Source organism: Brevibacillus humidisoli, from assembly GCF_020923435.1.
Taxonomy (GTDB): domain Bacteria; phylum Bacillota; class Bacilli; order Brevibacillales; family Brevibacillaceae; genus Brevibacillus_E; species Brevibacillus_E humidisoli.
The window spans coordinates 1-25,661 of the sequence record NZ_CP087263.1 but is presented as its reverse complement, the minus strand read 5'-3'; the positions used below and the strand labels follow the sequence as shown (position 1 = coordinate 25,661).

Here is a 25,661-nt window from a genome sequence, read left to right as displayed (position 1 = left end):
CTCCTCCTCATCAACAGTGGGTCAACACTTTTCTGCCGGCAGTGCTTCTTCGTACTCGGTCTCCGTCGGATAGTTCCCGGTGAAGCAAGCCAGACAATGTCCGCGATTGGCTGCTGTATCTGTGCGGCCGATCGCCTCCAACATTCCTTCTACTGAGAGAAATGAGAGGGAGTCCGCGCAGATAAAGCGGCGGATTTCCTCTACCGATTTTGTCCCCGCGATCAGTTCATCTCGCGTAGAGGTATCGATGCCGTAGAAGCAGGGATTCATCACCGGGGGCGAACTGATCCGCACATGCACTTCGGTCGCTCCCGCCTCCCGCAGCATCTTGACGATCCTGCCGCTGGTGGTTCCCCGCACGATAGAGTCGTCAATCATCACGACACGTTTCCCCTCGACAACCTTGCGCACCGCCGACAGCTTCAGATGCACACCCCGTTCCCGCAGTTCCTGGGTCGGCTGGATAAACGTCCGGCCCACATAGCGGTTCTTGATCAGTCCCAGCTCGTAAGGAATCCCGGTAGCTTCGGCAAAACCGATCGCCGCAGAGATGCTGGAGTCGGGCACACCGGTCACGACGTCGGCTTGTACCGGCGATTCTTGCGCAAGCTGTTTGCCTAAACGCTTGCGGGCCATGTGCACGTTGATCCCGTCGATATCGCTGTCCGGCCGGGCGAAGTAGATATATTCAAACGTGCAGATCGCACGCTCTGTCTTCTCGGCAAACAGGCTGGTCTGGATGCCTTGCTCGTCAATCACGATCATCTCGCCAGGCTGCACGTCCCGCCAGTACTGGGCACCGACGATGTCAAAGGCGCAGGTCTCCGAAGCGACACAGATCGCTTCGCCCAAGCGTCCCAGAGAGAGCGGACGAAGCCCGTTGGGATCGAGCGCGATGATCAATTGCCGTTCGTTCATCACCAGCAGTGCGTACGCACCTTTGATCTGCTGCAGCGCTTCGTGTACCGCCCCGGGCAGGTCTTTGCTTTTGGCGCGGGCGATCAGGTGGGCGATTACCTCGGTATCACTGGATGTTTGAAAAATGGAGCCCTGTTGTTCCAACTGTTTGCGCAGCTTTGAAGCGTTGACCAGATTCCCGTTGTGAGCAACAGCCATACTCCCCTGTGCATAGCGGAAAAACAGCGGCTGAGCGTTTTCGATTTTGCTGGAACCGGCCGTCGTGTAGCGGGTGTGTCCGATCGCGATATGTCCGCGAAACTTTTCCAGATCGCCCTTGCCAAACGCTTCGCTGACCAGTCCCATCCCGCGATGTTTATACCATTTCTCGCCATCGGAGGCGCACATCCCTGCACTCTCCTGGCCGCGGTGCTGCAAGGCGTGCAGACCCATGTAGGTGAGCTGCGACGCCTCGGGATGATTGTAGATGCCAAACACACCGCACTCTTCATTTAACTTGTCCCAGATTAGCCGATCAAACATGGAATCGCATCCTTCCAAGCTGCTTTCAACTCGTCGAGCGGAGCATTCACCGCCTCGTTGCCATTGATGCTAACCACCAGCCGATCGCCGCCCGTCGTGCCGATCTCCGTGCATGCCACGCCTTCCTGCTGGGCCCGCTGTTTCACTTGCGCCGCAACATCGGCAGATACACTGAGCAGAATACGCGACTGTGACTCGCTAAACAGCGCAACATCCGGACGAAGCGTCGTTTCCCAGTTCAGCACGGCACCGATCCCGTTCGCAAAGCAGCTCTCGGCCACGGCAACGCCCAAGCCGCCTTCGGACAGGTCGTGCGCCGATCGAACCAGTCCGTCCCGGATCAACTGGAGCACCAGCTTCTGCACAACCGCTTCTTTTTGCAGGTCCAACATAGGCGGTCGACCGGCGATCTCTTTGCGAATCAGTTTTTGATACTCGCTGCCGCCCAGTTCGCCGTACGTCTCGCCCAAGAGGAGAATCACGTCGCCTTCCGCTTTGAAATCTTGGGTGGTGATATGATCCACATCGGCGATCAGCCCAACCATCCCGACGATTGGTGTCGGATAGATGGCCCCACCGCTGCGTTCATTATAAAACGATACGTTTCCGCCGATGACCGGAGCGCTCAGCGCGGTGCAGGCGGCACTCATACCGTCAACAGCTTTCTCAAACTGCCAGAATACCTCCGGCTTCTCCGGGCTGCCAAAGTTGAGACAGTCGGTAATCGCGAGTGGTTCCGCCCCCGAGCAGACCACGTTGCGCGCCGCTTCCGCCACCGCAATCGCGCCGCCCACTTCCGGATCGAGATAGACATAGCGACCGTTGCAGTCGGTGCTCATCGCCAATGCCTTGCGGGTACCGCGCACCACCACCACAGCTGCATCCGAGCCCGGTCTGACTGCGGTGTTGGCCCGTACAATATGATCGTACTGTTCGTAGACCCACTGCTTGCTGGCCACGGTCGGCTGCGCCAGTACCTGTTTCAGTACCTTGTTGAGATCGTCCGGCTGCGGCAGATCTGTCGTATCGATGTTCGCATACGCTTCGTAATAAGCGGGCACGCTGGATGGTTTGTGGTAGACTGGCGCGTCCTCGGCCAGACTGTCGACCGGTACGTCTGCCACCGTTTCACCGTGATGGATCAGACGCAGTTTCCCGTCGTCCGTCACCCGTCCGACTACAGCGGAATACAGCCCCCACTTGTCAAAAATCGCTTTTACCTCTGCTTCCCGTCCTTTTTCCACGACGACCAGCATCCGTTCCTGTGATTCAGAGAGCATCATCTCGTAGGCGGACATGCCTGCTTCGCGCTGCGGCACCAGGTCGAGGTTCAGCTCGATGCCGTTCCCCGCTTTGGAAGCCATCTCTGCGCTGGAGGAGGTGAGACCGGCGGCCCCCATATCCTGGATGCCGACCACCGCTCCGGAGTCGATCAACTCCAGGCAGGCTTCTAACAACAGTTTTTCCATAAACGGGTCACCCACCTGCACGGCAGGCCGTTTTTTCTCTGACTCTTCATTTAATTCTTCGGAAGCAAAAGTGGCTCCGTGAATCCCGTCACGACCGGTACTGGCCCCGACGTAGATGACCGGGTTGCCGATCCCTTTGGCTACTCCTTTTTGGATCTTGTCGTGGTCAATCAGACCGACACACATCGCGTTCACCAGCGGATTCCCCTCGTAGGTGGGGTCAAAGTTTACTTCGCCGCCAACGGTCGGGATGCCGATGCAGTTGCCGTATCCCGCAATCCCGGCGACAACGTGTTCAAACAGATACTGGACGCGCGGTTTATCCAGTTCGCCAAAACGTAGCGAGTTAAGCAGCGCCACAGGACGCGCCCCCATGGAAAAGACGTCGCGGATGATCCCGCCGACACCGGTGGCAGCCCCTTGGTACGGTTCAATCGCAGACGGATGGTTATGACTTTCGATCTTAAACACAACGGCCTGATTGTCGCCGATATCGACAATTCCTGCTCCTTCGCCTGGTCCCTGCAGCACGCGCGGTCCTTTGGTCGGAAAGCGGCGCAGCACAGGTTTGGAGTTTTTATAGGAGCAGTGCTCCGACCACATCACGCTGTACAGGCCGGTCTCCGTCCAGTTGGGCTGGCGGCCAAGCAGCGTCACGACGCGCTCGTACTCCTCATCGGTCAGGCCAATCTCGGCATAGAGACGTTGTTCGGCGATTACCTCCGGAGTCGGTTCTTTATGCGTGAGTTGCGGCACGATGACGTTCCCTCCATGTCGTTAGTATCGAGCGGAAGATCCGCTGACCGTCGGCTGAGCCCATCCAGTCATGTACGGCGCGTTCCGGATGCGGCATCATGCCCAACACATTGCCTTGCTCGTTGCAAATGCCGGCAATATCGTCAATCGATCCGTTCGGATTTTCCCCCTCGTAGCGGAACACGATCTGATTGTTTTCCCTCAGCTTGGTCAAGGTCGCTTCGTCGCAAAAGTAGTTGCCTTCCCCGTGAGCGATCGGGATCTCAATCACTTCCTGGTTGCCGTACTCACAGGTAAACGGAGTCTGGTGGTTCTCCACACGCAGTCTGGACATCGTGCAGCGGAACTTGAGCGAACGGTTGCGCAGCATCGCACCGGGGAGCAATCCTGCTTCCAACAAGATTTGGAACCCGTTGCAGACACCCATCACCAGTTTGCCTGCCTTCGCTGCTTTGATCACTTCCTCCATCACCGGCGAAAAGCGGGCAACAGCGCCGGAGCGAAGGTAGTCGCCGTAGGAAAACCCGCCAGGCAGCAAAATCACGTCATAGGCGGACAGATCGGTCTCACCGTGCCAGACATAGCTCACCGGCACCTGCAGCACATCTTCAACCGCTTGGAACATATCGACATCGGCGTTGGACCCGGGAAACACGACCACTGCTGCTCTCATCGCTTATCCCTCCACAATCTCGTAGCGATAGTCTTCGATCACCGGATTGGCCAACAGTTTTTCGCACATCTCCCGGACGCGCTCTTCCGCCTGTACTTTGTCAGCAGTGCCAAGGTTCACTTCCAGATACTTGCCGATTCGCACCCCTTTTACCTCATCAAATCCCAACGAGTGCAGGGCTCCTTGTACGGCCTGCCCTTGAGGATCGAGCACACTCTCGCGTAGTGTGACATAGACGATTGCTTTACACATCAAAATCTCCTCCTATCCGGCGCAGCATTTCCTGATACGCCTGCTCCACATCTCCCAAATCACGGCGAAAGCGGTCTTTGTCCAGCTTCTCGCGCGTCTCCTCATCCCAGAAGCGGCACGTGTCGGGCGAAATCTCGTCAGCCAAGAGCACGCTGCCGTCAGCAGCACGTCCGAATTCCAGCTTGAAATCGACCAGGATCACCTTGCGCTCTCTGAGAAATGCCTGCAAAATCTCATTTACTCTAAGGCCGATTCTCTCCATCGTCTGTACGGTCGAATCATCGGCGATCCCCAGCACCTGTATGTGCGAATCGTTGATCAGCGGATCGCCCAGTGCATCATCTTTATAGTAAAACTCCACGACAGGCTGAGGGAGAACCGTGCCTTCCTCCAACCCCAAGCGCTTGGCGAGGGAACCTGCTGCGATGTTGCGGATCACCACTTCCAACGGAATAATCTCCACCCGCCGAACCAGCTGTTCTGTGGCAGAAAGCAGTTTGACGAAGTGATTGTCCACGCCTCGCTCTTTCAGCAGCGAAAAAAAGATCGCGCTGATCCGATTGTTCAGCTCGCCTTTGCCCACGATCGTTCCTTTTTTTTCGCCATTAAACGCGGTTGCATCATCTTTGTATGATACCCAGTATACCTCAGGATCAGAAGTGCGAAAGACCTTTTTCGCCTTCCCTTCATACAGTTGTTCTTGTTTTTCCACAAAAAAAGTCCCCTCTCTTTGCGCACAGCAGTTATTAAGGAGATTAAACACGAACATTACTATTACATTAAAACATAAATATACGTATTTTTTCAACTGAAAGAGAAAGGTTTTGAATGTGGTAATTGTTCGGGTTTTCGTGATGCTCCTGTGCAACGTCATGGAAACTTAAATATGATGTGTTATTGATGTGGTATCGGCACACAGACAAACACCTATACTAGGATCCCAAACTATTATTTGGGATTTTATTATAAAAAATTACTTTATACAAAATGGATTATATTATATATTTTACCTGAAAAAAATTTGAAAGGGTGATGTATTGAGAGAAGAAACCTTGTTTTCTGCTTGTTTATGTTTACTTTCCTTATGTCAGTCAACCCCTTAAGCGTCAATGCCCATGATCCAGGGTGTTATGGGGGCTATGATTGCCACACATGGGAAGGAAGGTTTTCTTCAGCCAACGACCTAAAAGTTTGGAATCACTCCTCCGTTTCGGATACAGGTTGGACCGATTTTGTTGATGAAGCTATTGATGACTGGAATGACATAACTCCAGATGTTGAGTTATCAGAAGTATCCAGTAAATCTGATTCAGATATACGAGTATATGCTGGAACCTACACATGGGATATGGATGGGTTACAAGAACCTTACTACAATAGTGAGAATAAACAAGGTATCGATGAGGAAGCTGAAGAGACTTGGGCGTTAGCGAATGTCCGCCTTAACCGTAGAACTCTGGAATATTCTGAAGATAAATCTATACAACAAACAACTACGCATGAGTTCGGGCACTGTCTAAGTTTAGGACATGTCCTTGACGATGGAAATGGTTATTACCTAGCATCCGTAATAAATACTTGTAAATTCTACTACTTGTCCAAGACGCTGATAAAGAGCATTTAGAGCAGCGTTGCGAAGACTAGTACTTAACTTTAGAGAGGTGAATTTTCAATGAAATCACTAATTGTTCTTTCGAGTATAGTAGCCCTTTTGTTAGGTGGAAACCCGGCCATTGAGGATCGTACTGACCCTATTGAAAAAGAAACTTCCCTGAAAGTGGAGAGCCTCCACGGATCGTTCAAAGGTTATGACGAGTTAGTTAAACTGGAGGAAGATGCCAATGCCATCATCATCGGAACAGCGCTTGAACAAAAAGAAAATTACATCAAGAGAGATGAAGATGGTCTCATCGAGGACTTTGCTACCAAGCGAACCATAAAGGTTGAACAAGTGTTTAAGAATGAAACAGGTGAAAATCTTTCTGAAGGGGACGATATCGTTGTATACGAACCTGCGGTAATATACGAAAACAAAAAAGGAGAGAAAGTATTACGAACAATTGAAGGATATCAACTCATGGAAGACAATAAAAAATACGTACTATTTCTGAGAAAAGACAAGGCCTTTCCAATGTTCGTCCCGAAATCGGTAATATTTGGTGTTTATCCGTTACAGGACGATACTACCAACAGTTTGCTTGAAGAGTTTGAACCATATAAGAACATGCACAAACAGGTGATTGAAAAGTATAAGAAGTAAGTGTTGCTCTTGATTTTACATTCAGAGGGTGTCCCAAAAGTCATCATAGATGACTGAGGGGCGACCCTCTTTTTCATTTCATGAAACAAAAGAAACCGCCTTTTGGTAAAATGGAAGTACCACCAACCATTTACAAAAAGGAGACGGTTTCTTTGTACATTCAATATACCATGGATCAACTCTACTTACCAATGGATTTAGAAGAAGACATTCCCGCCAATCATCTCGTTCGTGTGGTCAATGCCGCCGTCAATCGTCTCGACGACGCCATCTTCGATGCGGCTTACCCCGGAGGCGGACGTAACAGCTACCACCCCAAGATGCTCACCAAAATCATCATATACGCCTACACCCAGCGTATCTACTCCTCTCGCCAGATTGCCAAGGCCGTCCGTGAAAACATGATGTTCATGTGGATCGCAGGCAGACAACGTCCGGACTTCCGCACCATCAACCGGTTTCGCTCAGAACGAATGAAAACCGTGCTAGAAACCGTATGTACCGCAGTTCTTCCATTTCTGGTTGAGGAGAATTACATACAACTGGAGCATTACTTTGTGGACGGCACCAAGATCGAAGCCAATGCCAACCGGTATACATTTGTTTGGGGAAAAGCTGTCGTCAAGCACAAAGCCAAGCTCCAAGAGAAAGTCCAGACCTTGTTCGCTGCCATTGAGGAAGCGGAGAAGCAAGAAGAAGGGGCACACGGGGGTAAGGATCTTCACGAACTGGGCGAGTCCTCTGCCATCACCAGTGAAAAGCTGGAGAATGTCGTCAAGCAATTGGAAGAGCGCCTGCAGAAGAAGCCAAAAGACAAGCCACTAAAGAAGGCGGTTCGCACACTCCGCAAGGATCTGCTTCCTCGCCTCCAAAAGTATGAGACGCATGAGACGATTTTAGGCAAGCGAAACAGCTACAGCAAAACGGACCATGATGCTACGTTTATGAGGATGAAAGAAGACCACATGCGAAACGGCCAGCTCAAGCCGGGTTACAACGTTCAGATCGGTACCGAAAATCAATTCATTCTCGGCTACAGTGTCCATCAGCGGCCAACTGATACACGCTGCCTCATCCCTCATCTGGAGAAAATAAAATCACAGTTCGGCAAGCTGCCAAACACCGTCATAGCTGATGCGGGCTAGCCAGTCTTGATTAGGTTGTGCACCCGCTCTACTCGAGATATCTGTATTTTGATTATGATACAATGGAAACGTACATACTCATTTTCTGCACAAAGCAAGGGGTGATTCTACCGTGTTTCCTTTTGAACTCTCTTTTCCCACCCGAATCCTGTTTGGCGTGGGTGAAGTAGACCGGATCGGGGGCGAGGCCAAGCAATTGGGAGAAAAGGTTCTGCTTGTCACCGGTGGCAGTTCGGCCAAAAAACCGGTTTGTTGGAGCGGATCTGTGAACGGCTGCAATCGGCACAAGTTGCTTACGTCCTGTTTGAAGGCGTAGAGCCCAATCCGCGTACCACGACCGTTGACAGCGCAGCCCGCATCGCCCGTGAAGAAGGCTGCGATGGTGTGATTGCGGTAGGCGGCGGTTCAGTGATGGATGCGGCCAAGGCAATCGCCGCCGCTGCTTTGTCTGGCCGTCCGATCTATGACTATATGCGGGGCAACCCCTCCGGTACCGCCAAACAGTTGGTGCCGGTCCAACAGGCGCTGCCGCTGATCACCATCCCGACGGTTGCAGCAACTGGCTCGGAAGCGAACAGCATCAGTGTGCTGACGCACTGGGAGTCGCATGAGAAGTCCTCCATTTCCGGACCGGGCCTCTTTCCCAAAGTGGCCATTCTCGATCCGTCGCTGACGTACACTGTACCACCCCATGTGACAGCGGAAGCTTCTGCTGATATATTTTCCCATCTGTTTGAAGCCTACCTGATCAGCAGAGCCAGCACGCCCGTACAGGACGGTTTCACAGAGTCGCTGATCCGCCAGGTGGTTCGTTTTGCCTCCGTGGCGATGGAAGAGCCAAGCCATGAAGAAGCACGCTCCACACTGCTCTGGACCAGCACCCTGGCGATCAGTCCCTTTACGCTGTCCGGCCGCAACGTCGGCTACCCCCTGCACAAGGTAGAGCATACGGTAAGCGGCTTTTACGACATTGCCCACGGACGGGGTTTGGCCATTCTGGCGATCCCGTATTTCCGTCAGGTGATCCTCGAAGACCGTCCCGAACGGTTGGCTCGGATGGGCAGAGAGTGTTTCGGGGTAACCGAAAGCAACGAACGTGTCGCCGCAGAAGCGACCATCGAAGCGGTATCTGCCTGGTTTGCCCGGATCGGCATCACGCAGCGGCTGTCCGACTTTGCCATCTCACGCGACTCATTGGCGGTGATGGCCCAGGAATCGGTGCGCATTGGCGGTCAGGGAAGCGATCATATCAGCAGTTCCCGCCCTCTGTATACCGATGATGTACTGGCCTTATACGAAGCTTGTTATTAATCAACTCCAATAACGGAGGTGTCTCCTTCCTATGGATCCACGAGTCAAAGAATTGGCGAGTCGCTTGATTCGCTACTCCCTCAACCTGCAGCAGGGAGAAAAGGTGCTAATCGAAAACATCGACCTGCAGGCGCCAATCGTCAAAGCGCTGATCCGCGAAGCGTACGCTGTGGGCGCGATCCCCTTGGTCACGCTGAAAGACCAGGAAGTGATGCGGGAGATGATTCTCGGCAGCAATCAAGAACAGATGGAGCTGTTTGCCAAACACGAATTGGCTCGGATGAAAGATGTCGACGCCTACGTCGCCGTACGAGCCTATGAAAACATCAACGAGTACGCAGACATTCCGGAAGAAAAAATGAGCTTGTACTCGCGGGTTTACTACAAGCCGGTACATCTGGGCGAGCGTGTCCCACACAAACGTTGGGTCGTGCTCCGCTATCCAAACAAATCGATGGCACAAGCAGCCAACATGAGCCTGGAATCTTTTGAGGATTTCTACTTCTCTGTCTGCAACCTGGACTACGCCAAGATGTCGAGAGCGATGGACCCGCTCAAGGAACTAATGGAGCGAACCGACCGGGTACGGATTACCGCACCGGGAACGGACCTCAGCTTCTCTATCAAAGGGATCCCGGCGATCAAGTGCGCCGGAGACCGCAACATCCCGGACGGCGAAGTGTACACCGCTCCTGTGCGAGATTCTGTCGAGGGTACGATCGCCTTTAATACCCCGACCAACCACGAAGGAACGACGTTTACCGACGTCAAACTAACTTTCTCCAAAGGACGAATCGTCGAGGCGACCGCGAGCAACAGCAAAGCACTCAACGAAATTCTCGACACGGACGAAGGAGCACGGTACATCGGCGAGTTCGCGATTGGCTTTAATCCGCATATATTGCATCCGATGCAGGACATCTTATTCGATGAAAAGATTGCCGGCAGCTTCCACTTCACGCCTGGCAACGCTTATGACATCGCCGACAACGGCAACCGATCGGCCATCCACTGGGATATGGTGCAAATCCAACGACCCGAGTACGGAGGCGGAGAGATCTGGTTCGACGACGTGCTGATCCGCAAGGATGGTCGCTTTGTTTTGCCGGAATTGGAAGGGTTGAATCCGGAAAATCTCGTATAGACTAGCTGTTCTAGCCTAGAGGCGTACGGAAAAAGACCGCTCAGCATCGCTTTGCGACGACTGCGACCGGTCTTTTCCCATTCTTGGAAAAGTAACGTTACCACTACAGAAAGCACTGTTTGCAAAACTAAGCCAATACAGCTATTTTTCTATTAACTTGAAAGGGAACGAGGCAGATAGACATGTTGACCAAACAAGCAGGGAATCAACGCGCCCAAGCTAAAGCTGCGTCCCTGATGCTTATCTTCGGGATCGTGATTGTAGCGGCCAATCTCCGCGCACCCATCACGGTCGTTGGCCCCATCATTGGAGACATCAGTCATGATCTGGGAATCTCCCATGCAGCGGCCGGTGTGGTGACTACTTTGCCACTGCTCGCTTTCGCTTTGCTCTCCCCCTTTGCTCCGCGGATCGCTCGCAGGTTCGGGTTGGAGACGACGATCTGGACAGGGATGATCCTGCTGACCGCGGGGATTATCCTGCGTTCATCCCAAGGGGTTGTCACCTTGTTTCTGGGTACTGCCCTATTGGGTCTGGCGATTGCCCTCGGCAATGTATTGGTTCCCAGTCTGGTCAAAAGGGACTTTCCAGAACGCGTCGGCGTCATGACCGGCGTCTATACAGTCAGTATGAACCTGTGGGGGGCGATTGCCTCTGGTGTCAGCATCCCGATCGCCCAGGGGCTTGGGATGGGGTGGAGTGGAGCACTGGGCTGCTGGGCGATCCTTTCCACAGCCGCCATTCTCGTTTGGCTGCCGCAGCTGCGCTTCCGAAAGCGTGCGATCCAGACTCCCGTCAGCTCACCCGTTCAACTGTGGCGCTCACGTTTGGCTTGGCAGGTGACGCTTTTTATGGGATTGCAATCGATGGTGTTTTACGTCACCATCGCCTGGCTGCCTGAGATCTTGCAACAGCAGGGGATGACCGGCGCCAACGCGGGCTGGATGCTGTCGCTGATGCAGTTTGTGGTACTGCCGGTTACCTTTCTCGTACCCGTTGCGGCAGGTCGTCGTTCCAGCCAGCGGGGTCTGGCCGTCACCGCTGGATTTTTTATCCTGATCGGACTTGGCGGTCTCTTGAGCGGATTCAACACACTGGTGGCGATATGGGTGATCCTGTTGGGAATCGGGGCTGGCGCATCGTTTAGTCTGGCCATGATGTTTTTCGTGCTCCGCTCTCGCGACCCACAACAGTCAGCCGAACTGTCCGGTATGGCTCAGTCGTTCGGATACTTGCTAGCCGCTGCAGGGCCGACCTTGTTTGGCTGGCTTCACGATGTGACGGAGAGCTATACCATCCCGTTGCTGCTGTTGATGGTGGTGTCTGTTCTGTTGATAGCCGTCGGGACCCTAGCTGGCAGGAGTGGATATGTAACAGTGGAGGGAAAATGAATACCTTTCCTGATGAATGCATTTTCCATAGTAAAGATAGAAGTCGTTATTCTGATCAGGCGGCAATCCTTCCCGGACAAAACGGTGAAGGATTGCCGCCTGTATGCTTTCCTCAAAAGTCGTTAATCGCCGGTCAACCAAACCTGAATAACGAAGTTTAGAAAACCATCATTGGACCCAAAGTCTAGTCAGGCTCTCTAACGATCCCTTCAAATGCCGACTGGTAGATGGCACGGATATCATGTTCCTGCAGCGGGTACGGACTCCGCGCCAGCAGCCGTTTTTGTTTCAACCCGTCTTGGGTAAGGCTCTCCAGGGCCGTTTCCGGGATGTTGAAGCCACCTAGCGTACGGGGTATGCCGACATCCCCGACCAGCCGTTCCAATGCTTCGACGCACTTGTAAGAAGCTTCTGTCTCCGACAGATAGCTTGAGTTTCCGCCCAGCGCATTCAGCATATCAGCCATTCGTTTGGGGCAGCTGTGACGGATATAGCCCATCACATAGGGAAGCAGGACGGCGTTAGACTCGCCGTGTGCGAGGTGAAACTGGCCGCCCAACGGATAAGCGAGCGCATGCACCCCCGCTACCCCGGCATTAAAGAAAGCCAGGCCGGCCAGATAGCTTCCGTAGCTCATATCCGAGCGCGCTTCCCGGTCCGCTCCGTTCTCTACCGCCCGACGAATCGAGCGGGAGATCAGCCGCATCGCCTGCAGGGCCAAGCCGTCAGTCGCCGGGCTGGCCTGGACCGATACATAAGCCTCTACCGCATGGGTCAGTGCGTCGATACCGGTGGCAGCCGTGACCCGGGGAGGAACGGACACCGTTACTTGCGGGTCTACAATCGCGGCGTCGGCAAGCAGATAATCGTGGGTCACCACGTCTTTGGTCGTCTGCAGGGATAGGACGGCGATATTGGTCACTTCCGAGCCCGTGCCGGAGGTTGTGGGAATCAAGATTTTGGGCAAGCCTTTCTGCTCGATCTGGCGCGACCCCGTCAGGTTGAGGTACTCTTCGACCGCTCCCTCATGTACGGCCAGTACGGCAGCCAGCTTGGCCAAATCCAGTGCGCTGCCCCCGCCAAGACCAATCACCAGGTCAAACTTGCCGTCTCTGGTGTAGCTGACCAGTCGCTCTCCCGTCTCCAGCGGTGGTTCCGGCAGCACATCTGTATACACGTCTACATCATACTGCGCTTTCCGAAGCGGGGCGACGACCTGTTCCACCAACCCGATCTGCTGCAGGGTCGGGTCTGTCACCACCAGGATGCGCTGGGGAGAAAATCGATTTACTTCTGAGAGCAATTGCTGAAGTGCCCCCACCCGGTATAACTAAGTGGCGTAAACACCAGTTTGGCCATTTCCATCTGAATCCCCCTTGCTTACTCGTAGCAGCCTTCGGTCGACTTGCGGAATTTCTTAAACTGTTCCGCATCATGGCCGAACCAGACCTGGGAGTTGGTCTCTGTGGCTATCCGGCGAATCTTTTCCACTGTGTTGGCATAGCCAAGCGAATCGTAGATAATGCCTGGCGGTTTGATCGGCGGTCCGTAACTTTCCGCCGTGTAGACAGCATCGGACGCCAGGATGATGCCGCCTGTCTCCGGCATTTGCAGATGCAGCCCGATCATCCCCCAGGCGTGCCCGCTGCCAAAGTTGAGCACATGTACTCCCTCCGCCAGCTTCAAGTTGTCTTCTCCCCGCTTTACCGTACGCCACTGCAAGTTGTTTTTGATCCAGGCATCAATATCCGCCCAGATGTAAGCTCCCTCTTTTTGGTTGCGGGCATAACTTTGCAGCGTTCCGTTCAACTCATCCTCATGCACAATAATCGTGGCATTGGTGAACATCTCCAGACATCCTGCATGGTCGAGGTGCAAGTGGGAGGCGACCACGTACTTGATCTCCTCCGGTCTCACTTTCAGTTGCTCCAATCGATTGTGCAGATAACACTCTTCGCTGGCGGTCCAGGGAAACATCTGCTGTGTCGATTCCGCCCAGCGACCTTGTGCGCCCATCGAATCGGGATTGCAGGCTGTGTCAAACAAGATTTTCCCTTCCGGGTGATCGATCAACACGGTATAAATCGGAAATTCGACGAACTGAGTCGGTACATGGGGATTGTGGATCGTGGCCGGATTGTGCATGGCGATCATCCAATTCTTATCCATTCGCATCCGACCATTATCCAGTACGTACAGCTTCGGTTTGGCTTTCACAACATTAGACATTCCTATTCCTCCTCTTCGATGCTCGTTCTTTTACACGCTTCTGCTTTACAGGCTCGTTTTGATCGATACAAACTTCACTTCCGTCATTTCTTGCATGGCATACTTGACCCCTTCACGCCCGTAACCGCTTTCTTTTACACCGCCATATGGCATGTGATCGACGCGGAACGTAGGGATATCGTTGACAATCACGCCACCAGCCTCCAACTGGCGCGCTGCATATAGTGCACGGTCGATGTCCCGTGAGTAGATGCCAACGTTTAGCCCGTATACGGAATCATTGACCAGATTGATGGCTTCCGGCAAGTCCTTGTAGGGCACGATAGAGACGATGGGAGCGAACGCCTCTTCGCAGGAGACGGCCATATCTGGCGTGACATCCAGCAGAACGGTTGGGGTGACCCGTGAGCCTTCACTCGTTCCACCACAGCCAAGACTCGCTCCCGCCTGCACAGCCTGATCGATCCACGACTGGATGCGCTCCGCCTCCCGCTCATGGATCACGGCGCTGATGTCGGTTGTCTCTAACAGCGGGTCGCCTACCTGCAGCCGTCGGGTCTGTTCGATAAAAGCGCTGCTAAACGGCTCGTAGATCGATTCATGCACGTAAATCCGCTGCAAAGAGATACATACCTGACCAGCATACGTAAATGCCCCCTCCACGCAGCGCGGGATGATCTGATCCAAGGAAACATCCGGCTCCACGATCAACGCCGAGTTGGAGCCCAACTCCAGCGTCACTTTTCGCAGCCCCGCCTTTGCTTTGATCAGCTTGCCGACGGCAGCACTGCCGGTAAAGGTCACTTTTTTCACCCGCTGGTCGGTTATCAGAGCATCGCTCAGTTCACGACCGCTGCCAGTCAGTACCTGCAGCGCTCCGTCCGGGAGACCAGCTTGCTGAAAAAGCTCCGCAATCTGCAAAGCACTGAGCGGGGTTTGTTCGGCTGGTTTCAAGACGACCGTATTTCCTGCCGCAAAGGCGGGCCCCAGTTTATGAGCCACCAGATTGAGCGGGAAGTTAAACGGTGTAATGGCCACGACAACACCCAACGGTTCCCGCCAGGTCATCCCCAGCCGATGCTCGCCGCCCGGGGCTGCATCCATTGGGATTGTTTCGCCGTAGATCCGTTTCGCTTCCTCTGCCGCAAAGCGGTAGGTAACAATCGTTCTGGCCACCTCTGCTCGCGCGGTACGGATCGGTTTGCCAGCCTCCTCGGCGACGATGCGGGCCAGTTGTTCCTTCCTCTCCTGCAACAGGTCGGCCAGGCGGTACAAGATCTCCGCACGCTGGTGCGCCGGCATCTGGCGCATGGTCTGGTACGCTTGATAAGCTCCTTCGATGGCCCGTTTTACATCGTCGGTATCGGCCATGCTGATCGTGGCCAACTGTTTTCCATCGTACGGAGCGTGCAGTGGATATGTCCTGTCTCTGGCGACCCACTTCCCATTGAGAAAAAGCCCTTTTGTCATTTCATTCATCTCTTTCCTCCTCTCCTGCTGTAAGCGCTTCCCTCGTTCGAGTCATATAAGCAATCCCCATGCCAACAGGATGTAACGCGGTTTTGAACGCCTTCTGAAAAACACAGTGGTGATAAAAATCACCGCCTATGCAGGGTTTTCACTAACCAGAGGCGAAGAAAACCAGTGGTGATTATATTCACCGAACGGTGATATTCTTCACCATTCGATGGCAAGGGAGGTTTCAGCAATGAACCAGCCAATCGTCACACAGCGGATTTGGGAACGTATCTTTTCTTCCATGCATAATGGCGTGATCGTCGTCGATGCAGAGAGCAAGATTCTTTTAATCAACGATTCGGCCAAAGAACTGCTGAACATTCAAGACGAGAACTGGGAGGGGCATGATATCCGGGCTCTGATCCCTACCACGCAGATGCCAAAAGTGCTGCAAAGCGGGGAGCGTTCGATCGGCGTGAAGATGGAGATCGCCGGCCGCCAGTGTATGGTCAACCGCACCCCGATCTACGAAGATGACCGGCTGATCGGTGCGATCGGCGTGATACAGGACATCTCCGAGATGGAGCACTACCGCTCCTTGTTTAAACAAATGGAGACGATCATCGAATGTGCAACGGACGGTATCTACGTAGTGGACAAGAACGGCATTACGCTGCTAGTCAACACCGCGTACGAGGAGATTACCGGCTTTCGCAGGGATGAGTTGGTCGGTCGGCACATGGCCGAGTTAACCAGCCAGGGTTATTTCGATCAGTCGGTCTCACTGCTTGTCCTGGAAAAAAAGAAATGCATCTCTATCTTGCAGAAGATCGGCGGAAAAAAAGATGTCATCGTCACAGGCAATCCCTTTTTCAATGATTCCGGGGAGATTGAGATGGTGGTGACCAGCGTCAGAGACATCACCCATCTCAATGAGCTGAAGCGGGAAATGGAGAAGGCGAAAAGCTTTTCGCAAATCAATCAGAACCGCTATACCTATTCGTTCAGCAGTTCGGATGACAAGATCATCTTTCGCAGCAATCCGATGAAGCAGATTTTCAACAAAGTTCAGCAGGTTGCACCCTATCCCACCAGCATTCTGTTGACCGGTCCTTCCGGTGTGGGCAAAGAGGTGGTCGCCAACCTGATCCATGACCTGAGCCAACGAAAAGATCGTCCGTTTATCAAAGTGAACTGCGGAGCGATTCCAGAGACGCTGCTGGAATCGGAGTTGTTCGGATACGAGAAAGGAGCGTTTACCGGGGCTCGCCAAGAAGGGAAAATCGGCCTTCTAGAACTGGCCGATCAAGGAACGGTGATGCTGGATGAAATCGGTGAGCTTCCCCTGCCCCTCCAGGTAAAACTACTGCGGGTCCTGCAGGAAAAACAGATCCAGCGAATCGGCAGCAGCACGGTTCGCAAGCTGGACATTCGGATTATCTCGGCTACTAACCAGAACTTGAAAGCACTGATTCGGCGTGGAACGTTTCGCGAAGACTTGTACTACCGTCTGCAGGTGGTAGAAATCCACATTCCTCCCTTGGCCGAGCGGGCAGAGGACGTAGGGGCGCTGCTCGACCACTTTTTCTCTTACTTTTGCAAACAATATCACGTCGACAAGCAGTTGGCGGCAGAGACGAAGGCGATCCTGAGCAGCTACCACTGGCCCGGCAATGTGAGGGAGCTGAAAAACCTGATCGAAGGGATGATCGTCTCTGTCCCCTCACAGACGATTGAACCTCACGACCTGCCGCTGCACATCTACGAGCAGACGACCGCCCCCGGGACGGCCCTGACGCTGAAGGAACGAGTGGAAAAGTTCGAGCAGCGGATTGTGCGGGAAGCGATCCAAAAGCATGGCTCGCTGCGAAAAGCCGCACAGCATCTGGGAATGGATCACTCAACACTGGTAAAGAAGCTGAAACGGTGGCATCTTGCCGTGGAATAGACGGCAAGCAAGTGCACCACAACAGGCTTTGATTAGAGTACGTAATGTAGATCGATATGTACGGAGATATTGATATGCTTTCAAAAAACACCATAAAACATGAATTAGTGGGAGTGCTACGATCGTTGCTGATTGGGAACTAGGTACGATTAGTTTCTAACAAAATCACGCTCTTGGGAATTTCCAAGAGCGTTTTGTTGCGGAGGGTGTTCAAAGAAAATAAAGTGTTTAACGACAAGCAAACCTACTTCCTAAAGATTTATGAAAAAAGAAGAACGTCCACTTCAAAATGGACGGCTCTTATTGATAATTATATGCCTGTTACGGTTTGGCTTCTGCAAAATAGCTCCCTGAAAGATAAAATGCCTGTACCGATCTTAACAAAGCATGGCGATTATAAATGCGAGGGGAAAAGTAGAGTTTATCTCCTCTACGAATCTATTGAAGGCGAAACCATCGGAAATCGCGATGTAAGCGAGGAGCAAGTGCAGGAAAGAGCCAAAACCAAGAGCCTCTTGACTAAAGAGTTATAGGATATCATTTCGTATTGACCATGTAGGGATAAGTCCAGACCAGCAAGTTCTCTATTGACGGAAGGAATCAATTGGCTTGAGGTGGAGAAACACTGGTCCGGTTGGGAGTTTAACAGAGTTGCAAATATAGAGGAAATGAAGCAAATATTCTAGTGGTCATCTCCTGTAGATTCGCTTGCTCTTACGTATATTTTTGTGGCGTGACCACCTATCGTATAGCCGTTCGCCAAAAAGCTCCAGCCATACTTTTCGTAGTAGCCTTCTAGATCCGAATACAGATACACGTTGTCATACCCTTTCTTGAATGCCTCTTCGGCAGCGTGCTTCAGCAGCAAAGATCCATACTTGTTTCCCCTATGCTCTGGAACGATGTACAGGCAAGCCAGCCATGGAAACAGATCCTGACGGCTAACGAAATCTGTTCTGAGCAATGCGTATATTCCAACGATGGAATCGCCATGTACAGCTACATAGAACGTCGGCAGATCGCTGCCTAGGTGGCCAGAATGAAGCATGCAGTCATGGTAAAACCTGTAGTTGTCCTGCGTTCCCCACTGTCTCCAGAATACTTCCACCACTGCTTCAAACAAATCCGGCCTTTGTTGCAAAGATACGACCTGCACATCCTGCCCCCTCCTCTCAAACATGCATGCTGACCCATCGTTCAGCTGGTTTTCGCGTCGTGTTTAGCGCCTCACCTTACCGAAAAAACGAACCAATGACCGGATAATGAAACCCTCTGTCATTCAACGCGCAAATGATGCCTTTGATCGGATAATACAACGCGACAAGCCCAAATACGATAAGAAACGGGATGCCAATCAAAATAAATGAAAAGACGTAAGAGATGCCGATCAGAACACCCATAATGATGTGAAACAGCAGCGCTTGCAAAGCGATGTTTCGCACTTCACGCTCGTCAACCAGCAGCCAGACGATCACAGGAACCAGGATCGGAGCAAAAAAGGTGCTGGCATGGGTGAGAATTTTGGCAATCGTGTTCATGTTCATTGTCCCCTTTACGTTGAGGCATAGATTTCCACCTCGTTGGTTGATTCCAGCATAACACGCAGACACGCAGAAAGAACACCGTCTCGATCACGATAAAATCTCCTTCTCCAGACGGAGAAACCAGCCGTGATACCGAACCGACGATTCGATCCGTCCATGCTGCTCGTTTTGCTCGTCTTCCCCACTTAAAAAGTAAGACGCAGCCTCCTTGAAGACCGCCAGGCTGCGCCGTTTTATGTTGCCGCGATCGTACATCGTGCCCCCGTTCACTGTGCAGCCAGATCAAAAGCTTCTGCCAGCAAGCGATACGATTGCAGTCTAGCTTCGAAATCGTGGGTAATCGTCACCACCATGCATTCTTCGGTGTTGTAAGCCTCGCAAAGTTCCAGGATTCGCCGCTTCACCTGTTCCTTGGTACCGACGATCATTCGCTGCCGGTTCGCTTTGATTCTGTATTGGTCATATGTGGTATACGGATACGACTGCGCCGCCTCCACAGAAGGGACTCCTTTATGTCCTCCCCCCTGTTCAATCAGCAGTATGGACAAGTCGAGGCTGGAGGCCACTCGTTCTGCCTCTTCCTCTGTCTCGGCACAAATCGCGAATACTGCCACCATCGACCGGGGCTTTTCCGCCAGCACAGACGGACGAAAATGACGCGAGTACGTTTTCATCGCCTCTACGCCCACATCCTGCTGTCCGTTGATGAATTGGGCAAAGGCAAACGCCGCCCCCCGCTCTGCAGCGAGCCTGGCGCTCTCCCCGCTCGAGCCAAGCAGCCATATGTCCGGCGCCGTGGGAATCACTGGAGTGGCGACCAGCCCAGCAAATGGGTGGTTTTCCCCTAGCGAATCGTGTAGATAGGCGATCAGATCATCCAATTGATCCGGATACCTGTCGATCCCGATCTGCTTTCCCTCCTGCAGTGCTCGTGTGGCTAACGGCATCCCCCCTGGTGCCCGTCCCAAGCCCAGATCGATGCGCCCCGGATAAAGCGCCTCCAATACACGAAAATTTTCCGCTACTTTATACGGGCTGTAGTGCGGCAGCATCACACCGCCTGATCCGATCCGCAGCTTTTCCGTCTTGGCAGCGAGATGGGAGATCAACACTTCCGGACTGGACCCGGCAAGGCTATATGTAAAATGATGCTCAGAAACCCAGAATCGGCGATAGCCGAGCTTCTCCACTTCCTGGGCCAGCCTGGCTGTTTGCGCCAACGCTTCGGAAGGCGTACTTCCTTCCGGGATGGGAGACTGATCCAATACGCTTAAGCTTACCATCATGGCTTCACCTGGCCTTCTATCTGATTGAGTTGTAATACAGACGCTCTTTATCTAACGTAACCTTTTTTCCGCTCTCCCATCAATGCTAAAACTGCAGGCAATGTGCCCGCAGTCCATTCCTTTTCGTCTACCTGATTATGCGGCTGCAAACGTCAAAGGATCGCGATGTCATACACCTTGCAGATGCTTCGTTTTTATCCTGCCACCTTCTTTTGCAACGACAAACGGGATAGTTTCAGCGATGCGGCAATCGCGATCGCTACTCCCAAAGCCCCGAACCAAGTGATTGAAGAGAGCGACACGTTCCCCACGGCAATGCCCCCGATCGCTGCACCGGCAGACATGGACAGCTGCATCATCGACTGGTTGAGACTCAACATGACACCGGAGGATTCAGGATTAAGGGTGACCAGGTTGTATTGTTGGGTCGGTCCAGATGACCAGGCTGAAAACGACCATACGATCAAGAGTACAAATACGGCAGTGGTTGATGGAGCAGCGATAGACAGCAGCAGGAGCGATACGACATGCAAGATCATGCCAACGATGAGCGTGAACGATACCCCCCACTTATCTGCACTGTATCCACCTGCTTTGGAGCCAACCAGACTGGCGATCCCAAAAGCGAGCAAGGCCGTACTCAGCAGTTGTTCGCTCATACCCGCGACGTCGAGAAGGTAGGGCGACAGATAAGTATAGGCAATCGAATACCCGCCAAGCCAAAAAAACGTGATCGATAATCCCAGGGCAACCTTTGTTTTTTTCAAAAGGGCAAACTGTTTGCCCAGGGGCACGGGAGCATCCCCCTCCATCTGAGGAATGGTTAGGAACAGAACAGCCAAAGCGACCAAACCGGCGAGCGCAATACCAACAAATACATATTCCCATCCATAGGCAGCAGCAATAACTCTTCCAAGCGGCACCCCAATAATCAAGGAGGTCGTAAATCCCATGACGACCGTAGCGATGGAACTAGCTTGCTTGCCCGGAGGGGCCATTTTGGCCGCCAAGCTAAGTGCCGTAACGACGACGACCCCGGCACCAAGAGCCATGATGATGCGCGCGACCATGAGCAGCCCAAAGCTAGGCAAGAAAAAGGAAAGCAGGTTTCCCGCTACAAATACTCCGAGAGCCGCAACAAGTAAAGTACGCCTATCCGCTCGTGCCGTTAGGGCCATCAAAATCGGCGTCCCTATCGCGTAAACAAACGAGAAAACAGTAATGAGCTGACCGGCGGCAACGACCGTGACACCCATCGCATCAGCGATTTTATCCAAAATACCTGAAATGATATAATCAGATGTTCCCACCAAAAAACTAACAATGGCCAATAGGTAAATGTTCCAGGTGTTTGACAAGAATCTTCCACTCCTTTTTCCTTGTATTGTTTTGCATGTGCCAATCAGGTTCTTCTTTCGACCTTGGTCTGATTTGCTTGTCACCTCCTTTTACGGAGTCAGAAAACAACCAATACATTTTTGAATATGTCGATATGTTTGGTTGAAAAAAATACCTACGAGTAAACATATCTAGAATTATCGATCCATATCACAAAAAAATATATTACAAAAAAATATATCGCGAAATGTTAATTTGTATGCCTGAAAGAAACTGAATACGAACGTGGTATCCAGTTCTTTTTACAATTCTTCTCTCAGGTAATCGGCGATTTGACGAATGGCGTCCTCATCTCTTGTGTAATACGTAAACTTGCCGATCCGCACCGTCTTGATCAGCCCGGCACGCTGCAGCATCGAAAGGTACTGAGAAGCGGTTGACTGGGTCATATTCAACTTTTTCGTGATTTGACTTACACATACCCCAGTTTCTCTCATATCCACCCCTTCATGGGGAGTAAAATGGGCTTCCGGATCTTTCAACCATTGCAAGATTTGCAGTCTCGCGTCATTCGACAGGGCTTTAAACACTTCAATTGGTTTCATACGTGTTATTATATCTAAAAATACCGATATGTCAAATTGTATTTGCCCTTGTGCATTGTCATGAGGCAACGTGATGTTGCCAACAAGAATGATGCTTTAGCCAACAAGCAAAAACTGCTATAATCATCTTGGAATTTCCAAAATAAGGGGATGATGATCATTCGCACAAACTGGGTACTTGCCAGCTTGGTTGCCACCTGCCTTGTTTTCCCGATCATTCCGCCGTCTACGGCTGCAGACACTCCATCGCAGACAACGCGGCCGGAAGCCAAGATTGAATCAGCAGAAGCGATCGCGATCGCCCAAAATCTTGTAGCCGTGCCAGACTCCTATACTGAACCAACTGTCCAAAAAAAGACATACGGCCCGTCTGAGATCCCCGTCTGGGATGTGTCCTGGAGATCGGAACAGGACAAGCAAGGTTGGATCCATGTGACAATTGACGCCGACAGCGGTATCGTCCGGGAGTTTTCCTACCGCAACCACAACCTGAAACCTGTCTTTCCTCCTGCTCTCAGCATGCGGGAAGCGGCAGATGCAGCAAGGAATTGGTTGAAAAAAACAACGCCGAACCAACAGCTCGACTATCAGCTTGATCCTGACCAATGGAAAAAAACACGAACCATACTCCTATCTCCTAGAGAAGAATATGAACTGGAATTCAGCCCGATGATCGACGGCATCCCTTTTGCCGACCAGCGGATCGAGGTAATGGTCAGAGGAGACGGAACGATTCTTGAGATGCGGCGCGATGGACCGGATGCGGAATCCGTAACGTTCGAACCAGTCGAGAACATGTTGTCACCCGATGCGGTGATGGAGACGCTGCGTAAAGAGACCGGAGTGGTGCTGGCTACGTTTATCGAAACCGATTATTCGGGTGAAAAACCGCAGGAAAAGCAGGGCTCCTTCACCTATGAACTGACCCATCCCCTGTACTACATAGACGCGCATACCGGCCAACATCGGAACTACCACGGGGACGTGATCCCGTTTCGGAGGACAGACGAAGCGAGCCGACTGCACACGGATCAGATGGCAGAAGCGCCAACGTCGACCAGTACTGGCTCGCCGGATCAGCCTGTAAGCCCCGAGCAGGTAAAACAGCTTTTTTTACAAACCTACATCCCTCCTGAAGGTGTAACGCTTCACCAAGTAGTGAAAGGCCCAAGCTGGCCGAAGTGCGGCTGCCCGTTTTATTATGCGATTGACGCTGAATACGAAAGTTTGCAGGGAACGCACCGATGGGCAATCGCCGCATATGACGAGAAAGGCAACCTGTTCCGCTTTAATCTTGCTCCCCTGTACAAGCCGCAGGAAGGAGACTTTACATTCCGCCAACCGCCGGAAGGCCCCTTCCCGGTCACGCCAGAGCAGGCGGAGAAGACAGCGACTGCTTTTGTGCAGAAAGTAAATGCCGGTTACCTGGATCAACTCTATGCAGATAACAACGCGTACGGCGGTGATGCGGATGGAGCCTTTTACCGATTTTCATACGAGCGAAAAGTCGACGGGGTCAATGTGCAATCGGACCGCATCACGGTGGAAGTGTCAAAAAAGACAGGGGAGGTTGTGCTGTACGAGCGGGAATGGAGCGAAAATCTAACGATTCCTCCCAAGGAGCAGTTTATCACGCCGGAGCAAGCGAAACGATTGTACCTGGAGGCCAGCCGTTTGCGTCTGCAGTATACGCTGTTTCGCTCAGAAGGAGCACGAAGCGGGTCGAGTGAAAGTGCACCCGCAACAGCACAATTGGTCTACGACTTTCTCTCCCCGGGAAATCAAGGGTACTCGTTGGATGCGCTGACCGGTAAGATCATTGACAACCGGACGGGAGAAGAGAGGAAGTCGCCTGAGGATACGCCAGCCCAACGAGAGCTGCCGGCTGACATCCGCGATCATGCCGCAGGCAGGGAACTGGCTCATCTCCTGCAGCTTGGCGCCATCCAAGTGGGAGAAGACGGTTTGCTGCATCCCGAACGGTCCATCTCTCGCGGAGAGTTTTATGACATCTGGTACACGCTGGAACACCCGCATCGCTACCTGTCACCGTCATGGAGCAAAAGTCAGCCGACCGTTGATCGCGAACCAAGCTTTGCCGATGTCAGCGCCGATCATCCCTATTATCAAGCGATTGAGTGGGCAGTAGAACGAAAGCGGGTAGCCACGACAATGAGCAACTTTGAGCCGGATCGCCCGATCACCCGCGAAGAAGCGCTTGTCTCTCTGGTGAATGCGTTAGGGTACGCCGAACTAGCCAGTGATGACGAGCTGTTTCAACTTCCCTTTGCCGATCAGGACCAGATCAAACAGCGAGGACACGTTGCACTGGGAATGAAGATGGAGCTGCTGCAGGTGTCAGGCGATACGTTCCAGCCTGCAGAGAGCGTCAGTCTCGGCGAAGCTGCAGACATGCTGTATCGGTACATGGTGAGAAAGGCTGAAAAAACGCAGGAAGAGGATGATGATGATTAAATCTCACCTCCGTCTGTACCGTTGGAATAGTCGTTCCGATCAGAGAACGGCCGCTCTGCTGTGATCGTTCTTTTTCAATCGAGTAAGAGGGGGCGGCTAACCCCCGTCTCCTCACACCACCGTACGTACCGTTCGGTATACGGCGGTTCAGCTAAGTATGACGTAAAAGAGAGTACCTCTCCTTAAGACTTTTCAGACCTTCGGTCTGCCAATAGGCATTATCCAAAGTTCTGTGAAGTATTGGACTACAAGCAATCCGCCAGTATTTCTTACGAGAATTACCCCATTCATAGGCTTTTACTTTGGGAGCTCCCAACGTTAAAAGCCTTTTTACTTTTGTTTGAGGTTTCTTCCACTGTTTCCATAGGCACATGCGGAGTCTTCTTCTTATCCATTCATCTAAACTGGAGAATACCGAAGGTGTATCCGCAAGCGAGAAGGATCCAACCCAGCCGATAAGGTATTGGTTTAGCTGTTCAATCCGATACTCCATAGGTAATGGTTTAGATCTTGAGGTAAATTCCCGAATTCTCTGTTTTACCTTCTTCATGCTTTCTTTGGCTACTCGAATTCTCGGTTCGAATTGGGAGGTAAAACTGAAACCAAGAAACTTTCGTCTCCATGGACGATCCACCGTACTTTTGTCTTTGTTGACCTTAAGTTTCAGCTTCTCTTCCATGAACTTAGTAATGGATTCCATTATCCGTAGGCCAGCCTTCTTTGAGGAGACATATATGTTACAGTCGTCTGCGTACCGGACGAAGTGAAGATTTCTCTTCTCCAGTTCCTTGTCTAGCTCATGTAACATGATGTTAGATAGAAGTGGACTGAGAGGGCCACCTTGCGGTACTCCTTGTTCATTAATTGTTTCAAGGCCGTTAATCATGATGCCGGACTCTAAGTAACTTCTAATAAGCTTGAGAAGGGTTTTATCCTC

20 protein-coding genes and 4 pseudogenes are annotated in these 25,661 nt (G+C 52.3%); 9 read left to right on the top strand and 15 right to left on the bottom strand.

The window, feature by feature from the left end; translation table 11 throughout:
• Positions 1 to 21: 21 nt before the first annotated feature.
• Genes purF through purC form a run of 5 tightly spaced genes read right to left on the bottom strand, consistent with a single transcriptional unit; the run spans position 22 to position 5,302 of the window.
• Positions 22 to 1,440, bottom strand: a complete 1,419-nt coding sequence (purF, locus tag LOK74_RS00120; protein ID WP_230044512.1) for an amidophosphoribosyltransferase — start codon at positions 1,438 to 1,440, stop codon at positions 22 to 24.
• Positions 1,425 to 3,665: a phosphoribosylformylglycinamidine synthase subunit PurL gene (purL, locus tag LOK74_RS00115; RefSeq protein ID WP_230044511.1), complete on the bottom strand. Its 2,241-nt coding sequence runs from the start codon at positions 3,663 to 3,665 to the stop codon at positions 1,425 to 1,427. Before purL ends, purF begins: the two co-directional genes overlap by 16 nt.
• Positions 3,646 to 4,338, bottom strand: a complete 693-nt coding sequence (gene purQ / locus LOK74_RS00110) for a phosphoribosylformylglycinamidine synthase subunit PurQ (RefSeq protein WP_230044510.1) — start codon at positions 4,336 to 4,338, stop codon at positions 3,646 to 3,648. The genes purL and purQ overlap by 20 nt, the downstream gene beginning before the upstream one ends.
• A 3-nt stretch (positions 4,339 to 4,341) precedes the next feature.
• The gene (purS, locus tag LOK74_RS00105; protein WP_230044509.1) at positions 4,342 to 4,590 is read right to left on the bottom strand and encodes a phosphoribosylformylglycinamidine synthase subunit PurS; all 249 of its coding nucleotides are present in this window, start codon (positions 4,588 to 4,590) and stop codon (positions 4,342 to 4,344) included.
• A complete protein-coding gene (purC, locus tag LOK74_RS00100) occupies positions 4,583 to 5,302 on the bottom strand; it encodes a phosphoribosylaminoimidazolesuccinocarboxamide synthase (RefSeq protein ID WP_230044508.1) in 720 nt (239 codons plus the stop codon). The genes purS and purC overlap by 8 nt, the downstream gene beginning before the upstream one ends.
• Positions 5,303 to 5,674: 372 nt before the next feature.
• Between purC and LOK74_RS00095 the strand changes: the two genes are divergently transcribed.
• The 6 genes and pseudogenes from LOK74_RS00095 (at position 5,675) to LOK74_RS00070 (ending at position 11,841) form a co-directional block, all read left to right on the top strand.
• Entirely contained in the window at positions 5,675 to 6,214 is a 540-nt protein-coding gene (locus LOK74_RS00095) for a zinc metalloprotease (RefSeq protein WP_230044507.1), read from the top strand.
• 48 nt (positions 6,215 to 6,262) lie between these two features.
• A complete protein-coding gene (locus tag LOK74_RS00090; RefSeq protein WP_230044506.1) occupies positions 6,263 to 6,850 on the top strand; it encodes a hypothetical protein in 588 nt (195 codons plus the stop codon).
• 152 nt (positions 6,851 to 7,002) lie between these two features.
• Positions 7,003 to 7,992: pseudogene (locus LOK74_RS00085) on the top strand (IS1182 family transposase); the annotation flags it as partial.
• A gap of 115 nt (positions 7,993 to 8,107) precedes the next feature.
• Positions 8,108 to 9,306 (top strand): annotated as a pseudogene (locus LOK74_RS00080) (iron-containing alcohol dehydrogenase).
• A gap of 31 nt (positions 9,307 to 9,337) precedes the next feature.
• Positions 9,338 to 10,450, top strand: coding sequence for an aminopeptidase (locus LOK74_RS00075; protein WP_230044504.1), 1,113 nt, complete (start codon positions 9,338 to 9,340; stop codon positions 10,448 to 10,450).
• A gap of 182 nt (positions 10,451 to 10,632) precedes the next feature.
• The gene (locus tag LOK74_RS00070) at positions 10,633 to 11,841 is read left to right on the top strand and encodes a CynX/NimT family MFS transporter (protein WP_230044503.1); all 1,209 of its coding nucleotides are present in this window, start codon (positions 10,633 to 10,635) and stop codon (positions 11,839 to 11,841) included.
• 184 nt (positions 11,842 to 12,025) lie between these two features.
• Here LOK74_RS00070 and LOK74_RS00065 read toward each other — a convergent pair.
• From LOK74_RS00065 to LOK74_RS00055, 3 genes and pseudogenes are all read right to left on the bottom strand, one after another.
• A pseudogene (locus tag LOK74_RS00065) lies at positions 12,026 to 13,206 on the bottom strand (iron-containing alcohol dehydrogenase).
• A gap of 15 nt (positions 13,207 to 13,221) precedes the next feature.
• Positions 13,222 to 14,070 carry an AhlS family quorum-quenching N-acyl homoserine lactonase gene (gene ahlS / locus LOK74_RS00060; RefSeq protein ID WP_230044502.1) on the bottom strand — a complete coding sequence of 283 codons (849 nt, stop codon included), beginning with the start codon at positions 14,068 to 14,070 and terminating at the stop codon, positions 13,222 to 13,224.
• Positions 14,071 to 14,115: 45 nt separating this feature from the next.
• Positions 14,116 to 15,549 (bottom strand): aldehyde dehydrogenase family protein, encoded by a 1,434-nt coding sequence (locus tag LOK74_RS00055; protein WP_230044501.1) that lies wholly within the window; start codon positions 15,547 to 15,549, stop codon positions 14,116 to 14,118.
• Positions 15,550 to 15,778: 229 nt separating this feature from the next.
• On the opposite strand from LOK74_RS00055, the gene LOK74_RS00050 reads away from it, so the two are divergent.
• Positions 15,779 to 17,476: a sigma-54 interaction domain-containing protein gene (locus LOK74_RS00050; protein WP_230044500.1), complete on the top strand. Its 1,698-nt coding sequence runs from the start codon at positions 15,779 to 15,781 to the stop codon at positions 17,474 to 17,476.
• 197 nt (positions 17,477 to 17,673) lie between these two features.
• Positions 17,674 to 18,009 carry a protein kinase family protein gene (locus tag LOK74_RS00045; protein ID WP_230044499.1) on the top strand — a complete coding sequence of 112 codons (336 nt, stop codon included), beginning with the start codon at positions 17,674 to 17,676 and terminating at the stop codon, positions 18,007 to 18,009.
• A gap of 149 nt (positions 18,010 to 18,158) precedes the next feature.
• Here the strand turns inward: LOK74_RS00045 and LOK74_RS00040 are convergent, their stop codons facing one another.
• From LOK74_RS00040 to LOK74_RS00015, 6 genes are all read right to left on the bottom strand, one after another.
• Positions 18,159 to 18,632 (bottom strand): GNAT family N-acetyltransferase, encoded by a 474-nt coding sequence (locus LOK74_RS00040; RefSeq protein WP_230044498.1) that lies wholly within the window; start codon positions 18,630 to 18,632, stop codon positions 18,159 to 18,161.
• Between the two features lie 76 nt (positions 18,633 to 18,708).
• Positions 18,709 to 19,020, bottom strand: a complete 312-nt coding sequence (locus tag LOK74_RS00035; protein WP_230044497.1) for a DUF4870 domain-containing protein — start codon at positions 19,018 to 19,020, stop codon at positions 18,709 to 18,711.
• A gap of 87 nt (positions 19,021 to 19,107) precedes the next feature.
• Positions 19,108 to 19,275 carry a hypothetical protein gene (locus LOK74_RS00030; RefSeq protein WP_230044496.1) on the bottom strand — a complete coding sequence of 56 codons (168 nt, stop codon included), beginning with the start codon at positions 19,273 to 19,275 and terminating at the stop codon, positions 19,108 to 19,110.
• A gap of 11 nt (positions 19,276 to 19,286) precedes the next feature.
• Positions 19,287 to 20,303, bottom strand: a complete 1,017-nt coding sequence (locus LOK74_RS00025; RefSeq protein WP_230044495.1) for an LLM class flavin-dependent oxidoreductase — start codon at positions 20,301 to 20,303, stop codon at positions 19,287 to 19,289.
• A 197-nt stretch (positions 20,304 to 20,500) separates the two neighbouring features.
• On the bottom strand, positions 20,501 to 21,664 hold the full coding sequence (locus LOK74_RS00020) for an MFS transporter (RefSeq protein WP_230044494.1): 1,164 nt from the start codon (positions 21,662 to 21,664) through the stop codon (positions 20,501 to 20,503).
• 282 nt (positions 21,665 to 21,946) lie between these two features.
• Positions 21,947 to 22,249: an ArsR/SmtB family transcription factor gene (locus LOK74_RS00015; RefSeq protein ID WP_230044493.1), complete on the bottom strand. Its 303-nt coding sequence runs from the start codon at positions 22,247 to 22,249 to the stop codon at positions 21,947 to 21,949.
• Positions 22,250 to 22,402: 153 nt separating this feature from the next.
• Between LOK74_RS00015 and LOK74_RS00010 the strand changes: the two genes are divergently transcribed.
• Positions 22,403 to 24,724: an S-layer homology domain-containing protein gene (locus LOK74_RS00010; RefSeq protein WP_230044492.1), complete on the top strand. Its 2,322-nt coding sequence runs from the start codon at positions 22,403 to 22,405 to the stop codon at positions 24,722 to 24,724.
• A 151-nt stretch (positions 24,725 to 24,875) separates the two neighbouring features.
• Here LOK74_RS00010 and LOK74_RS00005 read toward each other — a convergent pair.
• Positions 24,876 to 25,661 (bottom strand): annotated as a pseudogene (locus LOK74_RS00005) (group II intron maturase-specific domain-containing protein); the annotation flags it as partial.

Bases quoted from the DNA above. Each gene is read 5' to 3' on its own strand.
- purF (WP_230044512.1), bottom strand. From the start codon at position 1,440: ATGTTTGATCGGCTAATCTGGGACAAGTTAAATGAAGAGTGCGGTGTG.
- purQ (WP_230044510.1), bottom strand. From the start codon at position 4,338: ATGAGAGCAGCAGTGGTCGTGTTTCCCGGGTCCAACGCCGATGTCGAT.
- purS (WP_230044509.1), bottom strand. From the start codon at position 4,590: ATGTGTAAAGCAATCGTCTATGTCACACTACGCGAGAGTGTGCTCGAT.
- LOK74_RS00095 (WP_230044507.1), top strand. From the start codon at position 5,675: ATGTCAGTCAACCCCTTAAGCGTCAATGCCCATGATCCAGGGTGTTAT.
- LOK74_RS00090 (WP_230044506.1), top strand. From the start codon at position 6,263: ATGAAATCACTAATTGTTCTTTCGAGTATAGTAGCCCTTTTGTTAGGT.
- LOK74_RS00075 (WP_230044504.1), top strand. From the start codon at position 9,338: ATGGATCCACGAGTCAAAGAATTGGCGAGTCGCTTGATTCGCTACTCC.
- LOK74_RS00070 (WP_230044503.1), top strand. From the start codon at position 10,633: ATGTTGACCAAACAAGCAGGGAATCAACGCGCCCAAGCTAAAGCTGCG.
- ahlS (WP_230044502.1), bottom strand. From the start codon at position 14,070: ATGTCTAATGTTGTGAAAGCCAAACCGAAGCTGTACGTACTGGATAAT.
- LOK74_RS00055 (WP_230044501.1), bottom strand. From the start codon at position 15,549: ATGAATGAAATGACAAAAGGGCTTTTTCTCAATGGGAAGTGGGTCGCC.
- LOK74_RS00050 (WP_230044500.1), top strand. From the start codon at position 15,779: ATGAACCAGCCAATCGTCACACAGCGGATTTGGGAACGTATCTTTTCT.
- LOK74_RS00035 (WP_230044497.1), bottom strand. From the start codon at position 19,020: ATGAACATGAACACGATTGCCAAAATTCTCACCCATGCCAGCACCTTT.
- LOK74_RS00030 (WP_230044496.1), bottom strand. From the start codon at position 19,275: ATGTACGATCGCGGCAACATAAAACGGCGCAGCCTGGCGGTCTTCAAG.
- LOK74_RS00025 (WP_230044495.1), bottom strand. From the start codon at position 20,303: ATGGTAAGCTTAAGCGTATTGGATCAGTCTCCCATCCCGGAAGGAAGT.
- LOK74_RS00015 (WP_230044493.1), bottom strand. From the start codon at position 22,249: ATGAAACCAATTGAAGTGTTTAAAGCCCTGTCGAATGACGCGAGACTG.
- LOK74_RS00010 (WP_230044492.1), top strand. From the start codon at position 22,403: ATGATCATTCGCACAAACTGGGTACTTGCCAGCTTGGTTGCCACCTGC.